The sequence below is a fragment of the Variovorax sp. GW823-FHT04F07 genome (assembly GCF_058795995.1).
This window is the reverse complement of record NZ_JBXAIG010000007.1, coordinates 102,838-127,793: the sequence shown is the minus strand read 5'-3', so window position 1 is coordinate 127,793 and position 24,956 is coordinate 102,838. Positions and strand designations below refer to the sequence as shown.

The following is a 24,956-nucleotide window of genomic DNA, read 5'->3' as shown; positions in this document are numbered from 1 at the left end:
CTTTCAAGAAAAACGGAGACACACCGCCATGACGACTGCCAGAACCCGGACCTTCCGCCTTGCTGCCGCCTTCGTGGCGGCCAGCGCCGCCACGCTGCTGCTCGCACCCGCCGCCACCGCACAGACCGCCTCGGCCTATCCGACCAAGCCCGTGCGCTGGGTCGTGGGCTACCCGGCCGGCGGCGGTACCGACTACCTCGCGCGCACGGCCGGCGCGCAGCTCTCGCAGCAGCTCGCACAGCCCGTCACGGTCGACAACCGTCCCGGCGCGGGCGCGATCATCGCGTCGGAAAACGTGGCGCGTTCGCCGGGCGACGGCTACACCGTGTTCTCGGCCGACAACGGCGTGCTGGTCTACAACCCCGCGCTCTACAAGAAGCTGCCCTACGACGCCGAGAAAGACTTCGCGCTGCTCGGCATGATGGGTCGCTCGCCGCTGATCATCACGGCCGCGCCGGGCGCGGGCTTCAGCGACGCCAAGGCGCTCATCGCGGCGCTCAAGGCCTCGCCGGGCAAGTACAGCATCGCCACGCCGGGCACCGGCAGCCCGCACCACCTGGCCTACGAGCTGTTCCAGCGCGAAGCCGGCGTGTCGCTGCTGCACATTCCCTACAAGGGCGGCGCGCCCGCGCTGCAGGACCTCATGGGCAACCAGGTGCCGCTGATGATGCTCGACCTGCCCAGCGGCATCAGCGCCGTGAAGGCCGGCAAGGTGATCCCGCTGCTGGCCATGTCGTCCGAGCGCGTGCCGCAACTGCCCCAGCTGCCGACGGCCAAGGAGCTCGGCTACGCCGTCGAGGCCTACACCTGGCAGGGGCTGGTGGCACCGGCCGCCACGCCCAAGGACATCCAGGCGCGCCTGGGCGCCGACCTGCTCAAGAGCATGAACGACACCGGCGTGAAGCAGAAGCTCTACGACGCCGGCTGGGAAGCCCGCCCCACGGACGCCGCCGAGATGGCCCGCTTCGTGGACACCGAACGCAAGAAGTGGCACGCGCTGATCAAGGCGCGCGACATCAAGCTCGACTGACGACACACCGCCGCAAGGCCGCAACACCTTCACGCCCATGCAACAGATCCATCACCTCATCGACGGCAAGCCAGTCCAAGGCACCGACTACTTCGAAACCGTCAACCCCGCCACGCAGGAAGTGCTGGCCGAAGTCGCCTCGGGCGGCGAGGCCGAAGTGAACGCCGCCGTGGCTGCCGCCAAGGCCGCCTTCCCCAAGTGGGCCGGCCTGCCCGCGCCCGAGCGCGCCAAGCTCATCCGCAAGCTCGGCGACCTCATCGCCAAGCACGTGCCCGAGATCGCGCAGACCGAGACCAACGACTGCGGCCAGGTGATCGCGCAGACCGGCAAGCAGCTCATTCCGCGCGCGGCCGACAACTTCTACTACTTCGCCGAGATGTGCACGCGCGTCGACGGCCACACCTACCCCACGCCCACGCACCTGAACTACACGCTGTTCCATCCGGTGGGCGTGTGCGCGCTCATCAGCCCGTGGAACGTGCCCTTCATGACGGCCACCTGGAAGGTCGCGCCCTGCCTGGCCTTCGGCAACACGGCCGTGCTGAAGATGAGCGAGCTCTCGCCGCTGACGGCCGCGCGCCTGGGCGAGCTGGCGCTCGAAGCCGGCATTCCGGCCGGCGTGCTGAACCTGGTGCACGGCTACGGCAAGGAAGCCGGCGAGCCGCTGGTGGCGCACCCCGACGTGCGCGCCATTTCGTTCACCGGCTCCACCGCCACCGGCAACCGCATCGTGAAGAGCGCGGGCCTGAAGAAGTTCAGCATGGAACTGGGCGGCAAGAGCCCGTTCGTGATCTTCGAAGACGCCGACCTCGACCGCGCACTCGACGCGGCCGTGTTCATGATCTTCAGCAACAACGGCGAGCGTTGCACGGCCGGCTCGCGCATCCTGGTGCAGCAGTCGATCTACGCCGACTTCGCCGCGAAGTTCGCCGAGCGCGCCAAACGCATCGTCGTGGGCGACCCGCTCGACGAGAAGACCATCGTCGGCCCGATGATTTCACAGGCCCACCTGGCCAAGGTGCGCAGCTACATCGAGCTGGGCCCGAAGGAAGGCGCGACGCTGCTGTGCGGCGGCCTCGAGGCGCCGTCGAACCTGCCCGACCGCGTGAAGAAGGGCAACTACGTGATGCCCACCGTGTTCGCCGACGTCGACAACCGCATGAAGATCGCGCAGGACGAAATCTTCGGCCCGGTCGCCTGCCTGATCCCGTTCAAGGACGAGGCGCACGCCATCGAGCTGGCCAACGACATCGCCTACGGCCTGAGCAGCTACGTGTGGACCGAGAACATCGGCAAGGCGCACCGCGTGGCCGCCGCCGTGGAAGCCGGCATGTGCTTCGTCAACAGCCAGAACGTGCGTGACCTGCGCCAGCCCTTCGGCGGCACCAAGGCCTCGGGCACGGGCCGCGAAGGCGGCACCTGGAGCTACGAAGTGTTCTGCGAGCCGAAGAACATCGCAGTGTCGATGGGCTCGCACCACATTCCGCACTGGGGCGTGGCGTGAGCGTTCAACGCCGCCTGCTGCTGCAGGGCGCCGCCGCATTCGCGGCCCTGCCCTCGCCGGCGCGCGCGCAAGCTGCATGGCCGAACAAACCCGTGCGCATCGTCGTGCCCTTCACGCCCGGCGGCACCACCGACTTCGTCGCGCGCCTCGTCGGCCTCGAACTCGGCAAGGCGCTGGGCCAGCCGGTGATCGTCGAGAACAAGCCCGGCGCCGGCACGGTGATCGGCGTCGATGCGGTCGCCAAGTCGGCGCCCGACGGCCACAGCTTCGTGTGCGTAGCCAACAGCTTCACCGCCAACCAGACCCTGGTGCGCAAGCTGCCCTACGACACGCTGAAAGACCTGCGCCCGGTCGCGCTCATGGGCATGTCGGAGCACGTGCTCGCCACGCACCCGGGCAGCGGCCTGAAGACGCTGGCCGACCTGCGCAACCAGGCGAAGGCCAAGCCCGGCACGCTGAGCTTCGCCTCCTTCGGCAACGGCACCTCGGCGCATCTGTCGGGCGAGATGCTCAAGCTGCAGATGGGCCTGGACATCGTGCACGTGCCCTACAAGGGCCAGGGCCCGGCGCTGGCCGACCTGCTCGGCGGCCAGGTGACCGTCATGTTCGGCAACTGGCCCGAGTTCCGCGGCCATGTGCAGGCCGGCAAGCTGGTGGCGCTGGGCATGGCGACCGCGCAGCGCTCGCAGTACGCGCCCGCGATACCCACACTGGCTGAACAGGGCGTGGCCATCGAGTCCAATTCGTGGAACGGCCTGCTGGCCCCGGCCGGCACGCCCGACGCCATCGTGCAACGCATGAATGCCGAAGTGAACCGCGCGCTCGCCTCGCCGGCCGTGACCGAGGCTTTCCACAAGGGTGGCATCGCGTCGCTGTCGGGCACGCCCGAGCGCTTTGCCGAGTTCATCCGCAGCGAGATCGCGAAGTACGGCGACGTGATCCGCAAAGCCAACATCCAGATCGAGGGCTGACCCATGAGCCTCTATGCGATGCAGAAATTCTTGTTCGCGCTGAACCGCGACGCCGACGTGCAGCGCCGCTTCGCCAAAGGCGGCGACACGCGCGCCACGCTGCTGGCGGGCTACGACCTGAACGACGAAGAGCGCGAAGCGATCGGCACCGGCGACATCGGCAAGCTCTACGTACTCGGGTGCAACGGGCAGTTGCTGATGCACTTCGCGCCGCTGCTCGGCGTCGCGTGGGCGGACTACCTCGAAGCCATGCGCGAAGGCGTGCGCAAGTACGGCCCGGTGCGCGCCGGCATCTACGCCATGACAACAGGCACAGACGAAAAGGTGGCAGGCGTATGAGTCTCGTATTCGCAGGCGTGTGCAGCCACGCCCCCGGCATCACCGGCCGCGCGCACCTCGCCGACCCGGCGGTCAAGGACGAGTTCCACGCGCAGTTCCATCGCTTCGGCGAGGCCATGCGCGCCACGAAGCCCGACGCGGTGATCGTCATCGCGGCCGAGCACTTCGCGAACTTCTTCATGAACAACATGCCGGCCTATGCGATCGGCATGGCCGACAGCTACGAGGGCCCGATCGAAGACCCGAAGTGGCTGGGCATCGAGAAGCACACCATCCCCGGCGACGCCGCGCTGTCGCAGCGCCTGATCCGCGAGGTGATGCAGACGGTGGACGTGGCCTACGCGGAAGAATGGAAGTTCGACCACGGCATCATGGTGCCGCTGAACTTCCTCACGCCGAACTTCGACACCAAGGTCATTCCCGTGAACATCAACTGCCAGGGCCCGCCGCTCACGCCGCTGCACCGCGCGTGGGCCTTCGGCGAAGCCCTGCGCCGCGCCTGCGACAAGGTGCCCGAGCGCATCGCGCTGGTGGGCACGGGCGGCATCTCGCACTGGCCCGCCACGCCCGACTCGGGCAAGGTCAATGCCGAGTGGGACGCCGAGTTCATGCGCCGCTGGTGCGCCAACGACCGCGAGGCGCTGCTGTCGCAGGCCGACTACGGCGACGAGGCCACCTACCGCGAAGCGGGCCAGGGCGGCTTCGAGATCCGCACCTTCCTGAGCGTGGCCGCGGCCGCGCGCGGCAAGGGCGAGATCTTCCACATGAAGGCCATCCCGATCTTCGCGGTGACCTGCACGGCCGCGACGATGTCGGTGGTTTGAACGGAGCACGACCATGCCGCACCTGGTGATCCTGTACACGCCCAACATCGAGGCCGCGACCGACGTGTCGGCGCTGTGCCGCACGCTGGCCGACACCATGCTCGAACAGAGCGACGAGGCCGGCAAGCCGGTGTTCCCCACCGGCGGCACGCGCGTGCTGGCCTACCCCGCCGCGCACTATGCGGTGGCCGACGGCCAGGCCGACTACGCCTTCGTGTACCTGAACCTGCGCATGGCCTCGGGCCGCTCCGAGGCGGTGAAGAAGAAAGCCGGCGACGACCTGCTGGCCGCCGTGCGCGCGCATTTCGAACCCGTCTTCACGCAGCGCCACATCGGCATCACCCTGCAGATCGACGAAGCGCCGGGGCAGGTGTACGACGGCAAGCACAGCAACCTGCATCCCCTGTTCAACACCCCATAAAGAAGAAGCGAGCCCCCATGCTCTCCACCGCCACCATCGCCCAACTGGCCGCCGAACTGCACGAGAGCGAGAAGTCGCGCGTGCAGGTCGAGCATTTCTCCAAGCGCTTCCCCGAGATGACCATCGAGGACGGCTACGCCATCTCGCGCGAATGGGTGAAGCACAAGATCGCCGAAGGCCGCATCGTGAAGGGCCACAAGATCGGCCTCACCTCGCGCGCCATGCAGCAGGCCAGCCAGATCACCGAGCCCGACTACGGCACGCTGCTGGACGACATGTTCTTCGAGCAGGGCGGCGACATCCCGTTCACGCGCTTCATCGCGCCGCGCATCGAGGTCGAGCTGGCCTTCGTGCTCGGCAAGAAGCTGCAGGGGCCGAACGTGACCATCTTCGACGTGCTGGCCGCCACCGACTACGTGGTGCCCGCCATCGAGATCATCGACGCGCGCATCGAGCAGTTCGACCGCCACACCAAGGCCATGCGCAAGGTGTTCGACACCATCGCCGACAACGCGGCCAATGCGGGCATCGTGCTCGGCGGACGGCCCGTGAAGCCCGACGCGGTCGACCTGCGCTGGGTGAGCGCACTGCTCTACAAGAACGGCGTGATCGAGGAGTCGGGCGTGGCCGCAGCCGTGCTCAACCACCCGGCCACCGGCGTGGCCTGGCTCGCGAACAAGCTCGCGCCGTGGGACGAATGCCTCGAAGCCGGCGAGATCGTGCTGGGCGGTTCGTTCACGCGCCCGACCAATGCCGTGCCGGGCGACACCTTCCATGCGGATTACGGTCCCCTGGGCTCCATCGCTTTTCGCTTCGTCTGACGAGTTTTTTCATGCACACCCCACTCAACACCTTCAAGCAGGCCCTGCAGGCCGGTCAACCCCAGATCGGCCTGTGGGTCGGCCTGGGCGACGGCTACGTGGCCGAGCTGCTGGCCGGCACCGGCTACGACTGGCTGCTGGTCGACGGCGAGCACGCGCCCAACGACGTGCGCTCGGTGCTCGCGCAGCTGCAGGGCATCTCCAGCGCGTGGTCGGCACAGCCCGACGCGCAGCGCTCGCATCCCGTCGTGCGCATTCCCGTCGGCGACACCACGCTGATCAAGCAGTACCTGGACATCGGCGCGCAGACGCTGCTGGTGCCGATGGTCGACACCGCCGAGCAGGCCGCGAAGCTGGTGCAAGGCATGCGCTACCCGCCCGAAGGCATCCGCGGCATGGGCAGCGCATTGGCGCGCGCCTCGCGCTGGCAGGCCTACCCCAACTACCTGCACGAAGCCAACGCGCAGACCTGCCTGCTGGTGCAGGCCGAGACGGTCGAGGCGATGAAGAACCTCGACGCCATCGCGGCCACGCCGGGCGTGGACGGCGTGTTCATCGGCCCGGCCGACCTGTCGGCCTCGATGGGCTTCGTGGGCCAGCCCAACCACCCCGAGGTGCAAGCCGCGATCGCCGACGCCATCGCGCGCATCCGCAAGGCCGGCAAGGCGGCCGGCATCCTCTCGACCACCGAGGAGCAGGCGCGCAAGTGGCTCGCGGCCGGCGCGCTGTTCGTGGCCGTGGGTGTCGACACCATCCTGCTCGCGGCCGCCGCCAAGCAGCTGCTCGCGAAGTACAAGGACGCGCCGGGCGCCACCGCGCCCAACGGCTACTGATCCACCGTCAAGGAAATTTCGATGCGACGCACCACCCTCGCGGCTTTCGCCGCTGCCGCCGCCCTGTTCCTCGGCGCCTGCGCCCAGACGGGCCCGGCCTCGACCGCGCAGGCGCGGCAGGAAGCCAACCGCCAGACCGTGCTCGCCTTCTACGAAAAAGGCCTGAACCAGAAGGACGCCGACGCGGCGCTGCAGTACGTGAGCAACCGCTACGTGCAGCACAACCCCACGGCGGCCGACGGGCCCGAGGGCTTTCGCAAGTTCATCGCCTTCCTGCGCGAGAAGTTTCCGAACTCGAAGAGCGAGATCAAGCGCAGCTTCGTCGACGGCGACTACGTGATCCTGCACGTGAACGCGGTGCGCGAGCCGGGCACGCGCGGCAGCGCCATCGTCGACATCTTCAAGCTCGAGAACGGCAAGATCGTCGAGCACTGGGACGTGGTGCAGCCCGTGCCCGAGACCGCCGCGAACAAGAACGGCATGTTCTGACGCCCCGCCCTTCCACGAGCCAGCCTTCGCCAGCCGCATGACCACGCCCACCGACCCCACGAAACGCTTCCGCTCCGCGACCATCCGCGAGGGCACGATCCGCGCGACCACGCGCAGCTTCCTGCACGCGCTGGGCCAGGACGACGAGGACATCGCGCGCCCGCACGTCGGCGTGTTCCACACGGGCGGCGAGATGAGCCCGTGCAACCTCAACCTGCGCGAGCAGGCGCAGCACGCCAAGACCGGCATCTACGCGGGCGGCGGCACGCCGCACGAATGCCCGGTGGTGTCGGTCAGCGACGGGCTGACGATGGCGCACTCGGGCATGCGCTTCTCGCTGATCTCGCGCGAGCTCATCGCCGACAGCGTGGAGGCGTCCACGCGCGGCCACCAGTGGGACGGCATCTTCGCCATCGGCGCCTGCGACAAGAACCTGCCGGGCCTGATGATGGGCATGGTCCGCTGCAACGTGCCCAGCGTGTTCGTGCACGGCGGCTCTGCCCTGCCGGGCCAGATGCCCGGGCCCGACGGCCGCGACCTGAACGTGGTCGACACCTACGAGACCATCGGCAAGGTGCTGGCCGGCACGGCCACGCACGACGAGCTCGACGCCATGAGCCGCGCCTGCCTGCCCACGGCCGGCGCCTGCGCCGGGCAGTTCACGGCCAACACCATGGGCATGGTGTCGGAAGCGCTGGGCCTGGCGCCCATCGGCTCGAGCATGGTGCCCGCGGTGTTCAGCGAACGCGCGCCGCTGATGCGCCGCGCCGCGAAGCAGCTCATGAAGGCGGTGATGGGCGACGGCCCGCTGCCGCGCGACGTCGTGACGCGCAAGGCGCTCGAAAACGCCTGTGCCGTGGTCTCGGCCACGGGCGGCTCGACCAATGCCGCGCTGCACCTGCCGGCGATCGCGCACGAAGCGGGCATCAAGTTCCACCTGGACGACGTGGCCGGAATCTTTGCGCGCACGCCGCTCATTGCCGACCTGCGCCCCGGCGGCCAGTACCTGGCGCGCGACGTGTACTACATCGGCGGCGCGGGCGTCATCCTGCGCACGCTGCTGGAGCAAGGCTTCCTGCACGGCGACGCCCTCACCTTCACCGGCCGCACGCTGGCCGAGGAAGTGGCCGACGCCGCCGCGCCCGACGGCCGCGTGGTGCGCGAAGCGGGCAACCCGATCACGCGCGACGGCGGGCTGGCCGTGCTCAAGGGCAACCTCTGCCCCGACGGCGCGCTGCTCAAGACGGCGGGCCTGAAGACGCTGGTGCACCGGGGTCCGGCGCGCGTCTTCAATTCGGAAGAAGAAGCGCAGGCCGCCGTGCAGAACCGCCGCTACGAAGCGGGCGACGTGATCGTCATCCGCAACGAAGGCCCCAAGGGCAGCCCCGGCATGCGCGAGATGCTGGGCATCACCGCGCTGCTCTACGGCCAGGGCATGGGCGACAAGGTGGCGCTGCTCACCGACGGGCGTTTTTCGGGTGCCACGCGCGGCCTGTGCATCGGCTACGCGGGGCCCGAGGCGGCCGACGGCGGGCCGATCGCGGTGCTGCGCGACGGCGACATGGTGGCCATCGATGCACGCGCCGCGGCGCGCAGCATTTCGGTCGAGCTGAGCGCCGAAGAAATCGCGTCGCGGCTGGCCGGACGTGAGGTAAACGCGGGGGCGGCGCACGGTGGTTTGTTGGAAAAATACGCGCTCACCGTGCGCCCTGCCCACCAGGGCGCCGTGACCCACTCGGGCGCGGTCACCTGGCTGCGCGACGAGTCGTGATCCTGTTCCCTCCTCACCCACCCGAAAAGAGACAGACATGACCTTCACCCGCCGCCACATGCTGCAGTCCACCGGCGCTTCGGCGCTGCTCGCCAGCCTCGGCCAGCAGGCCTTTGCGCAGGCTGCCGCGCTCGAGAACGCCACCATCGTCACCGGCTTCGCGGCCGGCGGCACCTCGGACACCACCTGCCGGCGCATTGCGCTGAAGCTGAGCCCCGACTACGCCAAGACCGCCGTGGTCGAGAACCGCACCGGCGCGGGCGGCCAGATTGCCGTGAGCTACGTGAAGGGCCGTCCGGCCGACGGCACCACCATCCTGCAGACGCCCACGTCGATCCTCACGATCTACCCGCACATCTACAAGAAGCTGCCCTACGACCCGATGGTCGACCTCACGCCCGTGAGCCTGGCCTGCATCTTCGACTTCGGCTTCGCGGTCGGCCCGGCCGTGCCGGCCACCATCAAGACGGTGCCCGAGTTCCTCACCTGGGCCAAGGCCAACCCGGCCGGCGCCAACTACGGCTCGCCGGCCGCGGGCTCCACGCCGCACTTCATCGGCGCGCTGCTGGGCAAGCAAGGCGGCGTCGAGCTCAAGCACGCGGCCTACCGCGGCACGCAGCCGGCCATGCTCGACCTGCTGGGCGGCAACATCTCGGCGGTGTCGGGCCCCATCGGCGACATCACGCAGCACCTGCAGTCGGGCAAGGTGCGCATCCTGGGCGTGTCGGGTGCCAAGCGCAGCCGCTTCGCGCCCGATGTGCCGACCTTCGGCGAGCAGGGCATCAAGAACATGGCGCACAGCGAATGGTTCGCCTTCTTCCTGCCGGCCAAGGCCTCGCCCGAGCTGGTGACGAAGCTCAACACGGCGATGAAGAACGCGCTCGCACAGAAGGACGTGATCGACGGCCTCGGCACTTTCGGCCTGGAAGCCATGTCTTCCACGCCGGCCGAGCTGGCCGATCTGTTGAAGAAGGACACCGCCAAGTGGGCGCCGATCGTGAAAGAGGTCGGCTTCACGGCTGAAGGTTGATCACATGAAGGAACTGCCATGAACACACTCGCCACCGCGCCGTCGGCGCTGGTCCATCCCTCGATCCATCCCGACGAGCGCGCCGCGCGCGAGGAGCTCGCGGCCTGCTACCGCGTGTTCGCGATGCTGGGCTGGACCGAGATGATCTACAACCACATCACGGTGCGGCTGCCCGACAGCGTGACCGGTGGCGAGAAGCAGTTCCTCATCAACCCCTTCGGCCTGCACTACAGCGAGGTGACGGCCAGCAACCTGGTGAAGATCGACCTGCAGGGCAAGGTGCTCGACGGCTCGACCTACCCGGTGAACCCGGCCGGCTTCGTGGTGCATGCGGCCATCCACGACGGCCTGCCCGGCGCGCACTGCGTGATGCACACGCACACCACGGCCGGCGTGGCCGTGGCCTGCCTGCAGGACGGCCTGCAGCAGACCAATTTCTATACCGCCCAGCTGCACGGCATGGTGGCGTACCACGACTTCGAGGGCATCACGATCCATGCCGACGAAGGCCCGCGCCTGCTCAAGAGCATCGGCGAGCGCAACGCGGTGATCCTGCGCAACCACGGCCTGCTGGCCTGGGGCCAGACACTGCCGCAGACCTTCGCGATCCTGTGGACGCTGCAACGCGCCTGCGAGATCCAGATGGCGACCTTCTCGATGGGCGCCGCCATTCCGGTGAGCGAAGAGATCGCGCAGCGCTGCACGCGCGACGCGCTGCAGTTCAGCCCCGCGCACGGCGCCGGGCAGGACGTGTTCAATGCATTGGTGCGGCAGGTGGACCGCATCGACCCGAGCTACCGCAACTGAGGCGCCTGTTCCCATGAAGATTTGCATCTACGGCGCCGGCGCGATCGGCGGATGGATCGGCGTCGGCCTCGCACAGGCAGGCCAGCGCCTGAACGTGGTGGCGCGCGGCGCCACGCTCGACGCGCTCCAGAAGGACGGCCTCTCGCTCATGCGCGGCGACGTGCGCACGCGCGTGCCGGTGAACGCGGTGGCCGACCCCGAGGCACTGGGTGTTCAAGACCTGGTGGTGATCGCCGTGAAGGCGCCCGCGCTGGCCGGCGTGGCCGAGCGCATCGGGCCGCTGATCGGGCCCGACACGATCGTGCTGGTGGCCATGAACGGCGTGCCGTGGTGGTTCCTTGAAGGCGGCTTCGGCGGCGAGATCACGGGGCATCGCCTCGCGGCCGTCGACCCTGAGGGCGCCATTGCCAAGGCCATTCCGTCGCGTAACGTGATCGGCTGCGTGGTGCACGCCAGCTGCTCGCTCGACGGGCCGGGCGTGGTGCGGCACCACTTCGGCAACGGGCTGATCGTGGGCGAACCTTCGGGCCAGGCCACGCCGCGCGTGCAGAAGCTGGTCGAACTGCTCAAGAGCACGGGCATCGACACCACGCTGTCGCCGCAGATCCAGAAGGACGTGTGGTTCAAGCTGTGGGGCAACATGACGGTGAACCCGATCAGCGCGCTCACGGGCGCGACCACCGACCTGATCATGGGCGACGACTATGTGCGCGGCTTCATCTCGGCGGTGATGCTCGAGGCCAAGGAGATCGGCCGGCGCATCGGCATCGAGATCACGCAAAGCCCCGAAGACCGGCACGCGGTGACGATGAAGCTCGGCGCGTTCAAGACCTCGATGCTGCAGGACGTGGAGGCAGGCCGTTCGGTCGAGCTCGACGCGCTCGTCACCGTGGTGCGCGAGCTGGGCGAACTGACGGGCGTGGCCACGCCGTTCACGGATGCGCTGCTGGGGCTGGCGCGGCTGCGGACGCGGCAGCTCGGGTTGTACTGAGCGGCCTGCCGCTGATTACCAGCGGTTTTCGGGTGCAGCGCCGATGGCCTCGACGCAACGGGCCACGATCTTCGTGCGCTCCTCGCGCAGCCGCTGCCAGCCGTCGGCCTGCCACTGGGTCCAGGCCAGCGGCTCCGATTCGTAGCTGCAGCCGATCGGCGGGCGCATGAAGCCCGCGCGCCCCAGCGAGGCGCCGTACTTGAGCCGGAACAGTTCGTCCGAGCCCATCAGGTTTTCGTAGACGAGGTGCCACGACCCGGGGACCAGCGGCGAGTCGGCCTCCTTCGGCGTCTGGCGCGCGGCCTCGATCTCTTCGGGCGTGGAGCCGTCGGTCAGCGCGGTGGCGAGCGCGGTCTCGGTGCGGCGGCGGTAGATGTCGGTGGCGATCTTGCTCAGGGCCTCCTGCAGGTCGCTCATGGCCGGGTTGACGCTCACCGGATCGTCACGCAGCGCTTCGAGCGTGGTGCCGCCGAGGCCGTCCTTCGAGAAGCCCTGCACGGCCGCGCCGGTGCCGAGCACGGCGAACGCGACGTTCAGCGCGACCTGGCCGGCCACGCGGCCCACCGTGTCTTCGCGGCGCACCACGCGCAGGTGGTCGGCGCCGCTCTGCTGGGGCATGCGCAGGTAGCGGACGCGGGTTTGGGGCGCCGCAGCGGCTGGGGTGGCTTCGGCGGGTGCCGAGGCTGCGGCCATGGGCGGTGCAGCCGCTTCGGTCTGGGCTTGTGCCGAGAAGCCGGCGATGGCCAGTGCCAGGCCGAGGGCATGCCGTGTGGCACGCGACGGCGTTCGTTTCTTCGTCGAATGGGTCATTGAACTGTTTTCCTCCGGCGCGGATTGTCTCCGGCGTGGCGGCTCGGTTCTATCGACGATGTTCAGGGCGTGTGCACAGGCCACCGGGTACTTCCCTCCGCGAATGTCCCCCGGCCTGCGGCCTCCTCCTTGATTTCGCTGCGGGAAGCACCCAGTGTCCTGTGCACGATGGGCGCGGTCGTTGTGCGGCCGATCAACAGCCGCACTGCCAACGCTCACGCCGATGCGGTGCCTTGCGCAGCGAAATCAAGGAGGAGGGGCGAAGCCCCGGGGGACATTCGCGGAGCAAGGTACCGCGTCGGCGGGAGCGTCGCCCCGAACGTCAGGCTCAGGCGGTCAACCCGCCAACCCGACGTACACGTTCTGCACGTCGTCGTTCGCGTCGATGGCCGCAAGAAACGCCTCGACCTCTTCGAGGTCGGCAGCGCTCAGGCTCGCAGGATCAACGGGATTCTTGGGCCGGTAGCCCAGCTTGGCCGACAGCACGGTGAAGCCCTGGGCCGGCAGTGCGCGGCTCACCAGGTCGAGGTCGGCGGGCTCGGTCAGGAACAGGGTGGTGCCGTCTTCGGCGCCCGGCTCGAAGTCCTGCGCGCCGGCTTCGATGGCGGCCACTTCGGCGTCGGCGTCCTTGCTGGCGGGCTCGGCCTCGATCATGCCGAGGTGGTCGAAGTCCCACGAGACCGAGCCGGAGGTGCCGAGCTGGCCCTTGCGGAACAGCACGCGCATTTCAGGGGCGGTGCGGTTCACGTTGTCGGTCAGGCACTCGACCATCACGGCCACGCGGTGCGGGGCGAAGCCCTCGTACATCACGTGGTCGAAGTGCACCGCCTCGCCCGTGAGGCCAGCGCCCTTCTTGATGGCGCGGTCGAGCGTGTCCTTCGGCATCGAGACCTTGCGGGCCTGCTCGACGACCAGCCGCAGCCGCGCGTTCGAGGCCGGGTCGGCGCCGTTGCGCGCGGCGATCATGATTTCCTTGGCCAGCTTGCCGAACAACCGGCCCTTGGCATTCGCGGCCACGTCCTTGTGCTTGGCTTTCCATTGCGCGCCCATGTCTGCATTCCTTGGTGTTGTGGGGGGCGGCGAAACGCCGCAGCCCCCGAGGATGCCACGAGCCGGGGGCGGCGCCCAGCCGGCCCCCTTCCGCCGTCAGGGGCGCCCCGTCTGCTCGCCCTCCTCCGGCGCCAGGCTCACCCACAGGGCAGCGCCCACGATCAGCAGGCCGCCGGCCCAGCCCCAGGCGCCGATGCGCTCGCCCAGCCCGAGCGCCGCGATGGCCGCGCCGAACACCGGTTCGCTGCCCATGAGCAGCGACACCCGGCTCGGGCTGCTGCGGGAAGCCGCATGGTTCTGCGCGAAAAAGGCGAACACGGTGCACAGCAGCACGAGGTAGGCCATGCCCCACCAGAAGCCGGCCGTGGCGGGCGGCAAGTGCCAGGCGCGCCCGCCCGACGCGGCCAGCAGCGACAGCGCCGCCGCGCCCAGCGCCATCACGCCCGACTGCACGGCCGTCAGCGTGAGCGCCGGCAGGTTGTGGCGGCCGGCCAGGCGGCGCGTGAGGCACACCATGACGGCGCGCAGGAAGGCGGCGGCGAGCATCAGGGCGTCGCCCCACCCCATCGACAGGTCGGCGAGCGAGGGCGCCGACAGCAGGGCCGCGCCCACGGCCGAGAGCCCGGCCGCCCAGAACACGCGCCGCGCGGGCCGCCGGCCCAGCAGCCACCATTCGACGAACGGCGTGATCGCCACGCACAGGCTGATGAGGAAGGCGGCGTTGCTCGCCAGGGTCAGCGAGACGCCGAAGGTCTCGCACAGGAAGATGGCGAGCAGGTTGGCGCCCAGCAGGCCGCCCACGGCGAGCCCCTGGCGCCACTGCGGGTCACGCCACAGCGGCCGCAGCGCGGGCAGCAGCACGAGAAAGGTGAGGCCGAAGCGCAGCGCGACGAACTCGAGCACGGGCAATTGCTGCGTCGCCTGCTTGGCCACCGCGTAGCTGCCGCCCCAGACCGCCGCCACGAGCAGCAGCATGAGCTCGGCCGGGCCGAAGCCGGCCGGCCACGACCCGCGCCCCGTCGGGACCGCACCTTGCAACGCCTTTGAATCCATACTGTCTGCCCGCGGCCCGGGGCGCCTGAAAGAAGAAGAGAAGGCGCATTGTTCCGGGCGGCACCAGGGCCGCACAGCCGTCGGCCGGAACAGGACTCTTGCGTGGTCGGAACGAATTCATTTCTCAAGGTGCTGCCCGAGATGGTGACCTTCGTGCGGGTCGCCGAACTGGGCAGCTTCTCGGCCGCGGCCGACCTGCTGGGCATCACGCCCTCGGCCGCGAGCCGGCAGGTGAAGCGGCTCGAACAGGAGATCGGCGTGCAGCTGCTGCAGCGCACCACGCGCCAGCTGCGGCTCACGGAGCCAGGCGCCGAGGCTTTTGCGCGCTGTCGCGAGCTGGTGGCGGCGGCGCAGGGCGCGATGGACATCGGCGCGCAGTTCGCGCGCACGCCGGCCGGCCGGGTGCGCCTGAGCGCGCCGAAGGCCTTTGCGCGGCGCGTGCTGCACCCGCACCTGCTCGACTTCCTGCGCGCCTATCCGGAAGTGGACGTGCAGCTGATCGTGGCCGACCGCGACATCGACCCGATCCGCGAAGGCGTCGACCTCGTGGTGCGGCTGACCACGGCGCCGCCCGAGGGGCTGGTGGCGCGGCGGCTGATGGCGGTCGAGCACATCCTGTGCGCCACGCCGGCCTACCTGGCACGCCACGGCGCCATCGCGCACCCGCACGACCTGCGCGCGCACAGCTGCCTGTCGCTGGGCGAGCACGAGCGCGACAACCACTGGCGCTTCCGAAAAGACGGTGAAGACGAGGTCGAGGTGGTGGTGGACGGCCGCTATGTCTGCAACCACAGCGAGATGCGGCTCGACGGCGCGCTCGCGGACCTGGGCGTGGCCTGCGTGCCGGCCTTCACGGCGCGCGAGGCGCTGGACGACGGCCGCGTGGTGCGCGTGCTGCCCGACTGGGCGCTGCAGGGCGCCTACCAGGGGCACGCGTGGCTGATGTACCCGCCCAGCCGCTACCTGCCACCCAAGTGCCGGGTGCTGGTCGAGCACCTGCTCAGCGCGGTGCCTTCCCCGTGAGCACGCGCACGGCTTCGGGCAGCGAGTGGACCTGCGGCATGAAGTGGTCGATGAGCGCGCCCAGCGCCACCGCGCAGACCACCGCGCCCAGCAGCGGCTTCCAGGTGAGCCGCACCGCCGCCATGAGCCAGCCTTCGCGCGCCACGCGCACGGCGGCGCGGGCCGACACGTAGGAAAAGGCGACCTCGATCGCCACGGCCAGCAGCGCGTCCCAGCTGAAGTACAGCAGCACCAGCGAGCCCGCGCCGAGCACGACGGCCACGCACAGCAGGAAGATGGCGAGCACCGGCACGACGATGATCGCGCCTTCGTCGGCGCTGCCCGCGGCGTCGAGCGCGCCGCTGGCGACATCGGAGAGCCCGCTGCCGCCGTCGGTGGCGTCGGTCGCGCCCCCGTGATCGTCCGAGCCGTCGGAGCGAATATCCAGGTCCTCATCGGGCAGCTCGAACTCGGTGCGCCGCTCCACCAGCCGCTGCGCCCACCAGCGCAGCACGCACAGGTACCCGACATAGCCCACGCCGAGCGTGACGAGGTAGCGCACGGCCAGCGACTCGACATGCAGCAGGTGCATCTGCAACGCCGAGGCGCCCCACATCAGCAGCAGCGTGAAAGTGCCGATCAGCAGGCCGTGCGTGCGCAGGCTGTGATCGCGGTGCAGGTCGCGTTCGACCTGGGTTTCCCACAGGCGCACGGAGCGCCAGTTGGAAAGAACCTTCACGTCATTCGTCGGCGGGTGCGAAGGGCACCCGCGGCGCGACCGCGCACATGAGTTCGTAGCCGACGGTGCCGGCGGCCTGGGCCACCTCGTCGATCGGCAGCACCGCGCCGGTCAGGGCCGAGCGGCCCCACAGCGTGACCTCGGCGCCGAAGGCGGCATCGGGCACGGGCGTGAGGTCGACGGTGATCATGTCCATGCTCACGCGGCCCACCATGCGGGTGCGCACGCCGTTCACCAGCACCGGGGTGCCGGTGTCGCAGTGGCGCGGGTAGCCGTCGGCATAGCCGACCGCCGCGATGCCGATGGTGAGCGGGCCGTCGGCCGCGAAGCGCGAGCCGTAGCCGATGGTGTCGCCGGCCTTCAGCGTCTGCACCGAGATGAGCCGGGTCGACAGCGTCATGGTCGGCTGCAGCTGCCAGTGCGCCGCGTCGTGTTCGGGGAAGTCGGGGGCGCTGCCGTACAGCACGATGCCGGGGCGCACCCAGTCGCCGCGCGTGCGCGGCGCATGGCGCAGCGTGGCGGCGCTGTTGGCGATGGAGCGCTCGCCGGGCAGGTCGCGCGTGGCGCGTTCGAACACCTCGAGCTGGTGCTCGATGCCGCGCGGGCCGTCGGCGTCGCTGAAGTGCGTCATGAGCGAGATCTCGTCGACCTGCGGGAGCGCGTTCAGGCGCGTCCAGGCCGAGCCGAAGCGCTCGGGCGAGAAGCCCAGGCGGTTCATGCCGGAGTTCATCTTCAGGAACACGCGCTGCGGCTTCAGGGTCTTGTGGGCCGCGAGCATGTCGATCTGCTCGTCGCAGTGCACCGAATGCCACAGGTCCAGGCGCGAGCACAGCTCCAGGTCGCGCGCGTCGAACACGCCTTCGAGCAGCAGCACGGGGCCGCGCCAGCCCAGCGCGCGCACGCGCTCGGCCTCGGCCAGGTCGAGCAGCGCGAAGCCGTCGGCGCCGCGCAGGCCTTCGAAGACACGCTCGATGCCGTGCCCGTAGGCGTTGGCCTTGACCACGGCCCAGACACGGGCGTCGACGGCCGAGCGGCGGGCGCGGTCGAGGTTGTGGCGCAGGGCGGCGGTGTGGACGGTGGCGAGAATGGGGCGCGGCATGGCGGGTGTTGGGGTGGTTTCAGACCACGTTTTAGCATCTTCGGGAATGGGGTCGAATCCCGTGGGGATGCCTGAATTCGCGTCGTACCCCCATGCTATAACCGCCCATTCGCGCCTGACGCGACACTTTTTCACTACCGCCAGCAGACCCTCTGGCCAGCCAGCCCATCGATGAAGCGCGGTTTTTACACGATCATGTCGGCCCAGTTCTTTTCGTCGCTGGCCGACCAAGCGCTTTTCGTCGTTGCCGTCGATCTCATGCGAAGTTCGGGCGCTCCCGAATGGCAGCGGGCCGCCCTGGTGCCGATCTTCGCGGTCTTCTATGTGGTGCTGGCCCCGCTGGTGGGCGCCTTTGCCGACGCGCTGCCCAAGGGCAAGGTGATGTTCATCAGCAACGCGATCAAGGTCGTGGGCTGCCTGATGATGCTGTTCGGCTCGCACCCGCTGCTGTCGTATTCCATCGTCGGCCTGGGCGCCGCGGCCTACTCGCCGGCCAAGTACGGCATCCTCACCGAGCTGCTGCCGTCGTCGCAGCTGGTCAAGGCCAACGGCTGGATCGAAGGACTGACCATCGCCTCGATCCTGCTGGGCATCGTGCTCGGCGGCATGCTGGTGGGCCATGCGGTGTCCAGCCAGCTGCTGCTGATCGACCTGCCGTTCATCGACACCGGCATCGACTCGCCGGCCGAAGCCGCCATTGCGGTGCTGATCTTCGTCTACGTGCTCGCGGCCTGGTTCAACACCCGCATCCCGCACACCGGCGTCGAGATGCGCCCGCTGCGCTCCAACCCCGAGCAGAGCATGGTGCGCAACCTGGCCGGCCTGCTGCCCGACTTCTGGCATTGCAACGCCCGCCTGTGGCGCGACCGGCTGGGCCAGATCTCGCTGGCGACCACCACGCTGTTCTGGGGCGCGGGCGGCAACCTCAAGTACATCGTGCTGGCCTGGGCCGCCGTGGCGCTCGAATACAACACCACCCAGGCCTCGGCGCTGACCGGCGTGGTGACCATCGGCACCGCGGTGGGCGCCATCGTGGCCTCGATGTACATGCGGCTGGACATGGCCACGCGCGTGATCCCCATGGGCATCGCGATGGGCCTGATGGTGATCTGCATGAACTTCATCGGCAACGTCTGGCTGGCGGTGCCGTTCCTGATCATCCTGGGCGGCCTGGGCGGCTTCCTGGTGGTGCCGATGAACGCCCTGCTGCAGCACCGCGGCCACAACCTGATGGGCGCGGGCCGCTCCATCGCCGTGCAGAACTTCAACGAGCAGGCCTGCATCCTTCTGCTGGGCGGCTTCTACAGCGTGTGCACGGGCCTGGGCCTGTCGGCCTACGGTGCCATCAGCGCCTTCGGCCTCGTGGTGGCCGGCTGCATGTGGATCATCAAGCGCTGGCACGAGAACAACCTCAAGAAGTATCCTGAGGAAGTCGAGCACCTCCTCGCGATCGCCCGCAGCGACAAGCACCACTGATTTCGCGCGACCGCGTTGGTGCAATGGCCGGCGCGCCGAGCGCCCCCACCCCAACGCCCCATGCCCGCCCTCGCCCTGATGTTCAACGCCTTCGTGTGGGGCGTTTCGTGGATTCCCTTCCGCCAGATCGCCAGCCACGGCCTGCATCCGCTGTGGACCACCTGCCTGATCTACCTCGTCATCGCCACGGCGATGGGCCTCGTGCGCCGGCACGCCTGGAAGGCCTTCGCCGCGTTCCCGATGCTGGTGGCGCTGGGCTTGGCGGCGGGCTTCACCAACGTGGGTTTCAACTGGGCCGTGACGCAGGGCGACGTGGTGCGCGTGGTGCTGCTGTTCTACCTGATGCCGCTGTGGAGCGTGCTGCTGGCCTGGCTGCTGCTGGGCGAGCGGCCCACGGGCGGTGCGCTGATGCGCGTGGCGCTGGCGCTCACCGGCGTGGTGGTGGTGCTGAAGGCGCCGGGCACCGACTGGCCGGTGCCCTCGAGCCTGCCCGACTGGCTGGGCGTGGCGGCGGGCTTCGGCTTTGCCGTGACCAACATCGTATTGCGCCACCTGCGGCATGCGCCGGGCGAGTCGCGTGCGCTGGCGATGTTCTGGGGCTGCACCGTGGTGGCAGGCGTCGGCGCGGTGAGCGGCACTGCGTTCGGCGGCATCGATTCACCGCTGCTCGCCTCGCCGGGCTGGCTGGGCTGGGCCGCGCTGCTGGGCACGGGCTTCATCGTCGCCAACGTGTGCCTGCAGTACGGCGCACCGAAGCTGGCGGCCAGCGCGACTTCGGTGATCATGCTGTCGGAAGTGCTGTTCGCCAGCGTCTCGTCGGTGGCGCTGGGCGCGTCCACCATGAACTCGCGCATCCTCGTCGGCGGCGCGCTGATCGTGCTGGGCGCGGTGTGGTCGGCGTTTGCGCGAACCCCGCCCGCGCGCGATGATGGCGTTTCCGCGTCCACCTGAGGAGCTCTCTCCATGACCAGCGTCTACGACTTCCAGGCCACCCGCATCGACGGCAAACCGGTGAAGCTCTCGACCTTCCGCGGCAAGGTGCTGCTGATCGTCAACACGGCGAGCAATTGCGGCTTCACGCCGCAGTTCGAAGGCCTGGAAGCGCTGCACGAAAAGTACGCCGGCCAGGGCCTCGCGGTGCTGGGTTTTCCCTCCAACCAGTTCGGCGGGCAGGACCCGGGCACCAACGAGGAAATCGGCGCCTTCTGCATGACCAACTACGGCGTGAGCTTCCCGATGATGGAGAAGATCGACGTCAACGGCAGCAACGCGTTGCCGCTGTACCAGTGGCTCACCAAGGAAAAGCCGGGCCTGCTGGGCAGCACGGCCATCAAGTGGAACTTCACCAAGTTCCTGGTCGGGCGCGACGGCGCGGTGCTCAAGCGCTACGCGCCGCTGGACACGCCGGCCTCGCTCACGCGCGACATCGAGGCGGCGCTGGCCGCCAGCTGAATTCAGAAGCGGAAGTCGGCGCTCTTCGGCGCGCCGCCGACCGTCACGGTCTGGCTTTTTGTCTCGCCCGTCGACGTGCTCACGTCGATCACATAGCGCCCCGCCGGCAGGTCGATGAGGCACACCGGACCGGTGGCGGTGAAGGCCATGGCGGCGGACGAGTTCGCGTCGCCGCCCTTGATCGCGACGTTCAGGTTGGCCAGGTAGGCCCCGTCGGCGCGCGCGAACAGCAGCGACAGCGGGTGGTTCTTCATGGCGGCGCGCATGGCGTTCGACTCGTCGGAGCCGATGCCGCCGCACACATAGCGCGTGGTGCCGATGCCCTGCCAGGGCGGCAGGGCCGACGGCGGCTGCTGCGCCTGCGCGGCGACGGTGCCTGCGATGCAGGCAGCGGCCAGCAATGCGCGGCGCAGCGGAAATGCGGAAACGAAAGACATGGCACGAACTCCTTGCAGCGTCTTCGGTTCGCCATGATGCGCCCCGACGCGCGGTGCGCACGTCGGACGGCAACGTACCCTGCCGTGCGCGCGCGCCCTACCCTGCCGGCGTCTGCAGCGCCGCGTCGAGCAGCTCGACCCAGTGCCGCACCGGCGTGTCGCCGCTGCCGCTTTGCAGGTGCGTGATGCATCCGATGTTGGCCGAGGCGATGGTGGTGGGCTGCAGCTGCTTCAGGTGGCCGAGCTTGCGGTCGCGCAGCGGGTAGGCCAGCTCGGGCTGCAGCACCGAGTAGGTGCCGGCCGAGCCGCAGCACAGGTGCGATTCGTTCATGGCCACGCGCACGTCGAAGCCCAGCGCGCGCAGGTGCGTCTCGACACCGCCGCGCAGCTTCTGGCCGTGCTGCAGCGTGCAGGGCGGGTGGTAGGCGACCACGCCCTCGGGCGCGCGCACGCGGCCCTGCAGCGCGGGCACGAGGTCGGGCAGCAGCTCGCTCAGGTCGCGCGTGAGCGCGCTGATGCGCGCGGCCTTGGCGGCATAGGCCGCGTCGTGCTGCAGCAGGTGGCCGTACTCGCGCACGGTGACGCCGCAGCCCGAGGCGTTCATCACGATGGCCTCGACCTCGTTGCTTTCGACGAAAGGCCACCATGCGTCGATGTTGGCGCGCATCTGCGCCTTGCCGCCGTCCTGGTCGTTGAGGTGGAACTTCACCGCGCCGCAGCAGCCCGCCTTGGGCGCGATCACGGCCTGGATGCCGGCCGCGTCGAGCACGCGCGCGGTGGCGCTGTTGATGTTCGGCGCCATCGACGGCTGCACGCAGCCTGCGAGCATCAGCACCTTGCGCGCGTGCGTGGCGGTGGGCCAGCGGCCGGCGTCCTGCTTGGCGGGCACCTTGGCCTTCAACCCTTCGGGCAGCAGGCCGCGCACCGACTGGCCCAGCGCCATCGCGGGGCCGAACAGCGGCGACGGCAGCGCTTCCTTCAGCAGCCAGCGCGTGGCCGACTCCATCGCCGGGCGCGGCACTTTTTCGTCGACGATCTTGCGGCCGATGTCCACGAGATTGCCGTACTGCACGCCGCTCGGGCAGGTGCTCTCGCAGTTGCGGCAGGTGAGGCAGCGGTCGAGGTGCAGCTGCGTGCTGCGCGTGGGCGCGTGGCCTTCGAGCACCTGCTTGATGAGGTAGATGCGCCCACGCGGCCCGTCGAGCTCGTCGCCGAGCAGCTGGTAGGTCGGGCAGGTGGCGGTGCAGAAGCCGCAGTGCACGCACTTGCGCAGGATGGCTTCGGCTTCGCGGCCCGCGTCGGTGTCGCGGAATTCGGGGGCTAGTTCGGTTTGCATCGCGGGTGGTGTCGTTTCTTTTTTTATTGATCGCCTGCGAAGAGCCGGCCGCGGTCGAAGACCCCGTGCGGATCGAACTCCTGCATCAGCGCGCGATGGATGCGCGCCACCGGCGCGCTCAGTGCGTCGAAGCGCGGCACCTGGCAGTCCGCCGCTTGCGCCGCGGGCACGCGGAACAGCGTGGCATGGCCACCCGCTGCACACGCGGCCTCGCGCAGGCGCGCCGCCTGCGCGGGCGGTGCGAGGTACCAGCGCTGCCCGCCGTGCCACTCGACCAGCGGCGCGGCGCAGCCGTCGATGGCGATCACCGGCGCGGTCTGCGGCACCGACAGGCGCCACAGCGCGAGCGAACCGTCGGCGTCGAGTGCGAACCACGGCATGCGCTGGTCGCGCAGCGCGGCCCAGCCGGCGGCCGCGCGCACCGGGTCCTGGCGCTCGCCGCCGAGCTGTGCGCAGGCGGCTTCGACGGCCGCCACGGCGCCGCGCAGCCGCAGGCGCAGCACGCCCGCGCCGGGTGCGTGTTCGAACCAGCTGCTCGCGTTCAGCGGCAGCGGGCGCCCGCCCCACTCGTTGAGCAGGCGCAGCGCATCGGCCTGGCTGCAGGCGAAGGCGAGCGTGGCCTCGGCGGGCGCCACGGGCAGCACCTTGAGGCTCACTTCGGCGATCACGCCCAGCGTGCCGAGCGAGCCCGCCAGCACGCGCGAGACGTCGTAGCCGGCGACGTTCTTCATCACCTGGCCGCCGAAGCTCAGCACCTCGGCGCGGCCGTTGATGAGCGTGGTGCCGAGCACGTAGTCGCGCACCGCGCCCACGCTGGCGCGCGACGGGCCGCTGAGGCCGGCGGCGACCATGCCGCCCACCGTGCCGCCGGCATCGAAGCACGGCGGCTCGAAGGGCAGGCACTGGCCTTGTTCAGCGAGCGCGGCCTCGAGCTCGGCCAGTGGCGTGCCGGCGCGCACGGTGACGACCAGCTCGCTGGGTTCGTAGCTCGTGATGCCGCTGAGCGCGCGCAGGTCGAGCAGCTCGCCGCGCGGCGGCTGGCCGTAGAAATCCTTGGTGCCACCGCCGCGCAGGCGCAGCGATGTGGCATCGGCCGCGGCGGCGCGCACGCGCTCGACGACCTGCTGGAGGGCGATGTCCGTGTTCATGAAGCTCTCAGAATCTCGGCAGGTCGGGATGCGCCAGCCGGCCGCCGCGCACCACTTCCTTGCCGTACTCGGCGCAGCGCTGCAGCGTGGGAATCACCTTGCCGGGGTTGAGCAGCCCGGCGGGGTCGAAGGCGCGCTTGATGCCGAACATCTGCTCGTTCTCGGCCGCGGTGAACTGCACGCACATGCTGTTGAGCTTTTCCACGCCCACGCCGTGCTCGCCCGAGACGGTGCCGCCCATGGCGACGCTGGTCTCGAGGATGTCGGCGCCGAACAGCTCGCAGCGGTGCAGCTCGTCGGGGTCGTTGGCGTCGAACAGCACCAGCGGATGCAGGTTGCCGTCGCCCGCGTGGAACACGTTGCAGCAGCGCAGGTTGTATTTTTTCTCCATCTCCTGGATCGCCAGCAGGATGTCGGCGAGCCGCTTGCGCGGGATGGTGGAGTCGAGGCACATGTAGTCGGGGCTGATGCGGCCCGACGCCGGAAAGGCGTTCTTGCGGCCGCTCCAGAACTTCATGCGCTCGTCTTCGCTGGTGCTCACGGCGATGGCGGTGGCACCGCAGCCGCGCAACACGTCGGTCATGCGGCCGATTTCTTCTTCCACTTCTTCGGGCGTGCCGTCCGATTCGCACAGCAGGATGGCGGCGGCGTCGAGGTCGTAGCCCGCGTGCACGAAGTCTTCGACGGCGGCGGTCATGGGCTTGTCCATCATCTCCAGGCCCGCCGGGATGATGCCCGCCGCGATCACCGCCGCGACCGCGTCGCCGGCTTTGCGCACGTCGTCGAAGCTGGCCATGATGCAGCGCGCCAGCTGCGGCTTGGGCACGAGCTTCACCGTGACCTCGGTGGTCACAGCCAGCATGCCTTCGCTGCCGATGGCCAGCGCGAGCAGGTCGAGCCCCGGCGCATCGAGCGCTTCGCCGCCGAACTCGATGGGCTCGCCCTCGGCCGTGAAGCCGCGCACGCGCAGCACGTTGTGCAGCGTGAGGCCGTACTTCAGGCAGTGCACGCCGCCCGAGTTCTCGGCCACGTTGCCGCCGATGGTGCAGGCGATCTGGCTCGACGGGTCGGGCGCGTAGTAGAGGTTGAAAGGCGCGGCGGCTTCGCTGATGGCGAGGTTGCGCACGCCGCACTGCACGACGGCCGTGCGGCTCACCGGGTCGACCTTCAGGATGCGGTTGAACTTGGCGAGCGACAGCGTCACGCCCAGCGCGTGCGGCATGGCGCCGCCCGAGAGCCCGGTGCCCGCGCCGCGCGCCACCACCGGCACGGCCAGCGCATGGCAGGCGCGCAGCACGGCGGCCACCTGCGCCTCGGTCTCGGGCAGGGCCACCACCAGCGGGCGCTGGCGGTAGGCCGTGAGGCCGTCGCACTCGTAGGGCGTGGTGTCCTCGGCGTGCCAGATGAGCGCATGCGCGGGCAGGTGCGCCTGCAGCGCCCGCACCACCTGCGCCTGGCGCTCCGCCTTCGACAGCTGCGTGTGCTGGTCGGTCGTGACGGGAGCATTCATGGCGGGAACAACT

General features: G+C 69.6%; 26 protein-coding genes. 17 read left to right on the top strand and 9 right to left on the bottom strand.

Annotated elements, in window-relative coordinates:
• The first annotated feature begins 28 nt into the window (after positions 1-28).
• Genes AC1RAA_RS26615 through AC1RAA_RS26555 form a run of 13 tightly spaced genes read left to right on the top strand, consistent with a single transcriptional unit; the run spans position 29 to position 11,831 of the window.
• Complete coding sequence (locus AC1RAA_RS26615; protein WP_070063509.1) at positions 29-1,030, top strand: Bug family tripartite tricarboxylate transporter substrate binding protein; 1,002 nt, start codon at positions 29-31, stop codon at positions 1,028-1,030.
• Positions 1,031-1,067: 37 nt separating this feature from the next.
• A complete protein-coding gene (hpaE, locus tag AC1RAA_RS26610; RefSeq protein ID WP_492731439.1) occupies positions 1,068-2,534 on the top strand; it encodes a 5-carboxymethyl-2-hydroxymuconate semialdehyde dehydrogenase in 1,467 nt (488 codons plus the stop codon).
• The gene (locus AC1RAA_RS26605; protein WP_492731437.1) at positions 2,531-3,505 is read left to right on the top strand and encodes a Bug family tripartite tricarboxylate transporter substrate binding protein; all 975 of its coding nucleotides are present in this window, start codon (positions 2,531-2,533) and stop codon (positions 3,503-3,505) included. The genes hpaE and AC1RAA_RS26605 overlap by 4 nt, the downstream gene beginning before the upstream one ends.
• A 3-nt stretch (positions 3,506-3,508) precedes the next feature.
• Complete coding sequence (locus AC1RAA_RS26600; RefSeq protein WP_492731435.1) at positions 3,509-3,844, top strand: aromatic ring-opening dioxygenase subunit LigA; 336 nt, start codon at positions 3,509-3,511, stop codon at positions 3,842-3,844.
• Positions 3,841-4,668 carry a DODA-type extradiol aromatic ring-opening family dioxygenase gene (locus AC1RAA_RS26595; RefSeq protein WP_062476853.1) on the top strand — a complete coding sequence of 276 codons (828 nt, stop codon included), beginning with the start codon at positions 3,841-3,843 and terminating at the stop codon, positions 4,666-4,668. The genes AC1RAA_RS26600 and AC1RAA_RS26595 overlap by 4 nt, the downstream gene beginning before the upstream one ends.
• 13 nt (positions 4,669-4,681) lie before the next feature.
• Positions 4,682-5,089 carry a 5-carboxymethyl-2-hydroxymuconate Delta-isomerase gene (locus AC1RAA_RS26590; RefSeq protein ID WP_492731433.1) on the top strand — a complete coding sequence of 136 codons (408 nt, stop codon included), beginning with the start codon at positions 4,682-4,684 and terminating at the stop codon, positions 5,087-5,089.
• Positions 5,090-5,106: 17 nt separating this feature from the next.
• Entirely contained in the window at positions 5,107-5,910 is an 804-nt protein-coding gene (hpaH, locus tag AC1RAA_RS26585; protein ID WP_062476860.1) for a 2-oxo-hept-4-ene-1,7-dioate hydratase, read from the top strand.
• Positions 5,911-5,921: 11 nt separating this feature from the next.
• The gene (gene hpaI, locus AC1RAA_RS26580; RefSeq protein WP_492731431.1) at positions 5,922-6,743 is read left to right on the top strand and encodes a 4-hydroxy-2-oxoheptanedioate aldolase; all 822 of its coding nucleotides are present in this window, start codon (positions 5,922-5,924) and stop codon (positions 6,741-6,743) included.
• Positions 6,744-6,764: 21 nt separating this feature from the next.
• A complete protein-coding gene (locus tag AC1RAA_RS26575) occupies positions 6,765-7,232 on the top strand; it encodes a nuclear transport factor 2 family protein (RefSeq protein WP_492731429.1) in 468 nt (155 codons plus the stop codon).
• A 37-nt stretch (positions 7,233-7,269) separates the two neighbouring features.
• Complete coding sequence (gene ilvD / locus AC1RAA_RS26570; protein WP_492731427.1) at positions 7,270-9,003, top strand: dihydroxy-acid dehydratase; 1,734 nt, start codon at positions 7,270-7,272, stop codon at positions 9,001-9,003.
• A 37-nt stretch (positions 9,004-9,040) separates the two neighbouring features.
• Positions 9,041-10,033 carry a Bug family tripartite tricarboxylate transporter substrate binding protein gene (locus AC1RAA_RS26565; protein ID WP_390347331.1) on the top strand — a complete coding sequence of 331 codons (993 nt, stop codon included), beginning with the start codon at positions 9,041-9,043 and terminating at the stop codon, positions 10,031-10,033.
• Positions 10,034-10,051: 18 nt separating this feature from the next.
• Entirely contained in the window at positions 10,052-10,840 is a 789-nt protein-coding gene (locus AC1RAA_RS26560) for a class II aldolase/adducin family protein (protein ID WP_492731425.1), read from the top strand.
• 13 nt (positions 10,841-10,853) lie between these two features.
• Positions 10,854-11,831, top strand: coding sequence for a 2-dehydropantoate 2-reductase (locus AC1RAA_RS26555; RefSeq protein WP_095949818.1), 978 nt, complete (start codon positions 10,854-10,856; stop codon positions 11,829-11,831).
• 15 nt (positions 11,832-11,846) lie between these two features.
• On the opposite strand, the gene AC1RAA_RS26550 is transcribed toward AC1RAA_RS26555, so the two are convergent.
• The 3 genes from AC1RAA_RS26550 to AC1RAA_RS26540 form a co-directional block, all read right to left on the bottom strand.
• Entirely contained in the window at positions 11,847-12,641 is a 795-nt protein-coding gene (locus AC1RAA_RS26550; protein WP_492731423.1) for a hypothetical protein, read from the bottom strand.
• Between the two features lie 336 nt (positions 12,642-12,977).
• The gene (locus AC1RAA_RS26545) at positions 12,978-13,691 is read right to left on the bottom strand and encodes a YebC/PmpR family DNA-binding transcriptional regulator (RefSeq protein WP_095949820.1); all 714 of its coding nucleotides are present in this window, start codon (positions 13,689-13,691) and stop codon (positions 12,978-12,980) included.
• A 96-nt stretch (positions 13,692-13,787) separates the two neighbouring features.
• Positions 13,788-14,744, bottom strand: coding sequence for a DMT family transporter (locus AC1RAA_RS26540; protein WP_492731421.1), 957 nt, complete (start codon positions 14,742-14,744; stop codon positions 13,788-13,790).
• Between the two features lie 141 nt (positions 14,745-14,885).
• Here AC1RAA_RS26540 and AC1RAA_RS26535 point away from each other — a divergent pair, with 141 nt between their 5' ends.
• On the top strand, positions 14,886-15,767 hold the full coding sequence (locus AC1RAA_RS26535) for a LysR family transcriptional regulator (RefSeq protein WP_492731628.1): 882 nt from the start codon (positions 14,886-14,888) through the stop codon (positions 15,765-15,767).
• Here the strand turns inward: AC1RAA_RS26535 and AC1RAA_RS26530 are convergent.
• Positions 15,745-16,485, bottom strand: coding sequence for a hypothetical protein (locus tag AC1RAA_RS26530; protein ID WP_492731419.1), 741 nt, complete (start codon positions 16,483-16,485; stop codon positions 15,745-15,747). The two genes, AC1RAA_RS26535 and AC1RAA_RS26530, sit on opposite strands and share 23 nt — an antisense overlap.
• 1 nt (position 16,486) lies before the next feature.
• A complete protein-coding gene (alr, locus tag AC1RAA_RS26525) occupies positions 16,487-17,584 on the bottom strand; it encodes an alanine racemase (protein WP_095743190.1) in 1,098 nt (365 codons plus the stop codon).
• Between the two features lie 171 nt (positions 17,585-17,755).
• On the opposite strand from alr, the gene lplT reads away from it, so the two are divergent.
• Genes lplT through AC1RAA_RS26510 form a run of 3 tightly spaced genes read left to right on the top strand, consistent with a single transcriptional unit; the run spans position 17,756 to position 20,512 of the window.
• Positions 17,756-19,060 (top strand): lysophospholipid transporter LplT, encoded by a 1,305-nt coding sequence (gene lplT / locus AC1RAA_RS26520; protein ID WP_062476894.1) that lies wholly within the window; start codon positions 17,756-17,758, stop codon positions 19,058-19,060.
• A 60-nt stretch (positions 19,061-19,120) separates the two neighbouring features.
• Positions 19,121-20,011 carry a DMT family transporter gene (locus tag AC1RAA_RS26515; RefSeq protein WP_062476897.1) on the top strand — a complete coding sequence of 297 codons (891 nt, stop codon included), beginning with the start codon at positions 19,121-19,123 and terminating at the stop codon, positions 20,009-20,011.
• Positions 20,012-20,023: 12 nt separating this feature from the next.
• Positions 20,024-20,512 carry a glutathione peroxidase gene (locus AC1RAA_RS26510; protein ID WP_369630890.1) on the top strand — a complete coding sequence of 163 codons (489 nt, stop codon included), beginning with the start codon at positions 20,024-20,026 and terminating at the stop codon, positions 20,510-20,512.
• 2 nt (positions 20,513-20,514) lie between these two features.
• Here AC1RAA_RS26510 and AC1RAA_RS26505 read toward each other — a convergent pair whose 3' ends face one another.
• The 4 genes from AC1RAA_RS26505 to AC1RAA_RS26490 all read right to left on the bottom strand — a co-directional run bounded on the left by AC1RAA_RS26505 (position 20,515) and on the right by AC1RAA_RS26490 (position 24,943).
• Complete coding sequence (locus tag AC1RAA_RS26505; protein WP_070063523.1) at positions 20,515-20,949, bottom strand: hypothetical protein; 435 nt, start codon at positions 20,947-20,949, stop codon at positions 20,515-20,517.
• A 97-nt stretch (positions 20,950-21,046) separates the two neighbouring features.
• Positions 21,047-22,285, bottom strand: a complete 1,239-nt coding sequence (gene glcF / locus AC1RAA_RS26500; RefSeq protein ID WP_492731416.1) for a glycolate oxidase subunit GlcF — start codon at positions 22,283-22,285, stop codon at positions 21,047-21,049.
• A 23-nt stretch (positions 22,286-22,308) separates the two neighbouring features.
• Entirely contained in the window at positions 22,309-23,433 is a 1,125-nt protein-coding gene (gene glcE, locus AC1RAA_RS26495) for a glycolate oxidase subunit GlcE (protein ID WP_492731414.1), read from the bottom strand.
• 7 nt (positions 23,434-23,440) lie between these two features.
• Entirely contained in the window at positions 23,441-24,943 is a 1,503-nt protein-coding gene (locus tag AC1RAA_RS26490; RefSeq protein WP_369630886.1) for an FAD-linked oxidase C-terminal domain-containing protein, read from the bottom strand.
• Positions 24,944-24,956: the final 13 nt, after the last annotated feature.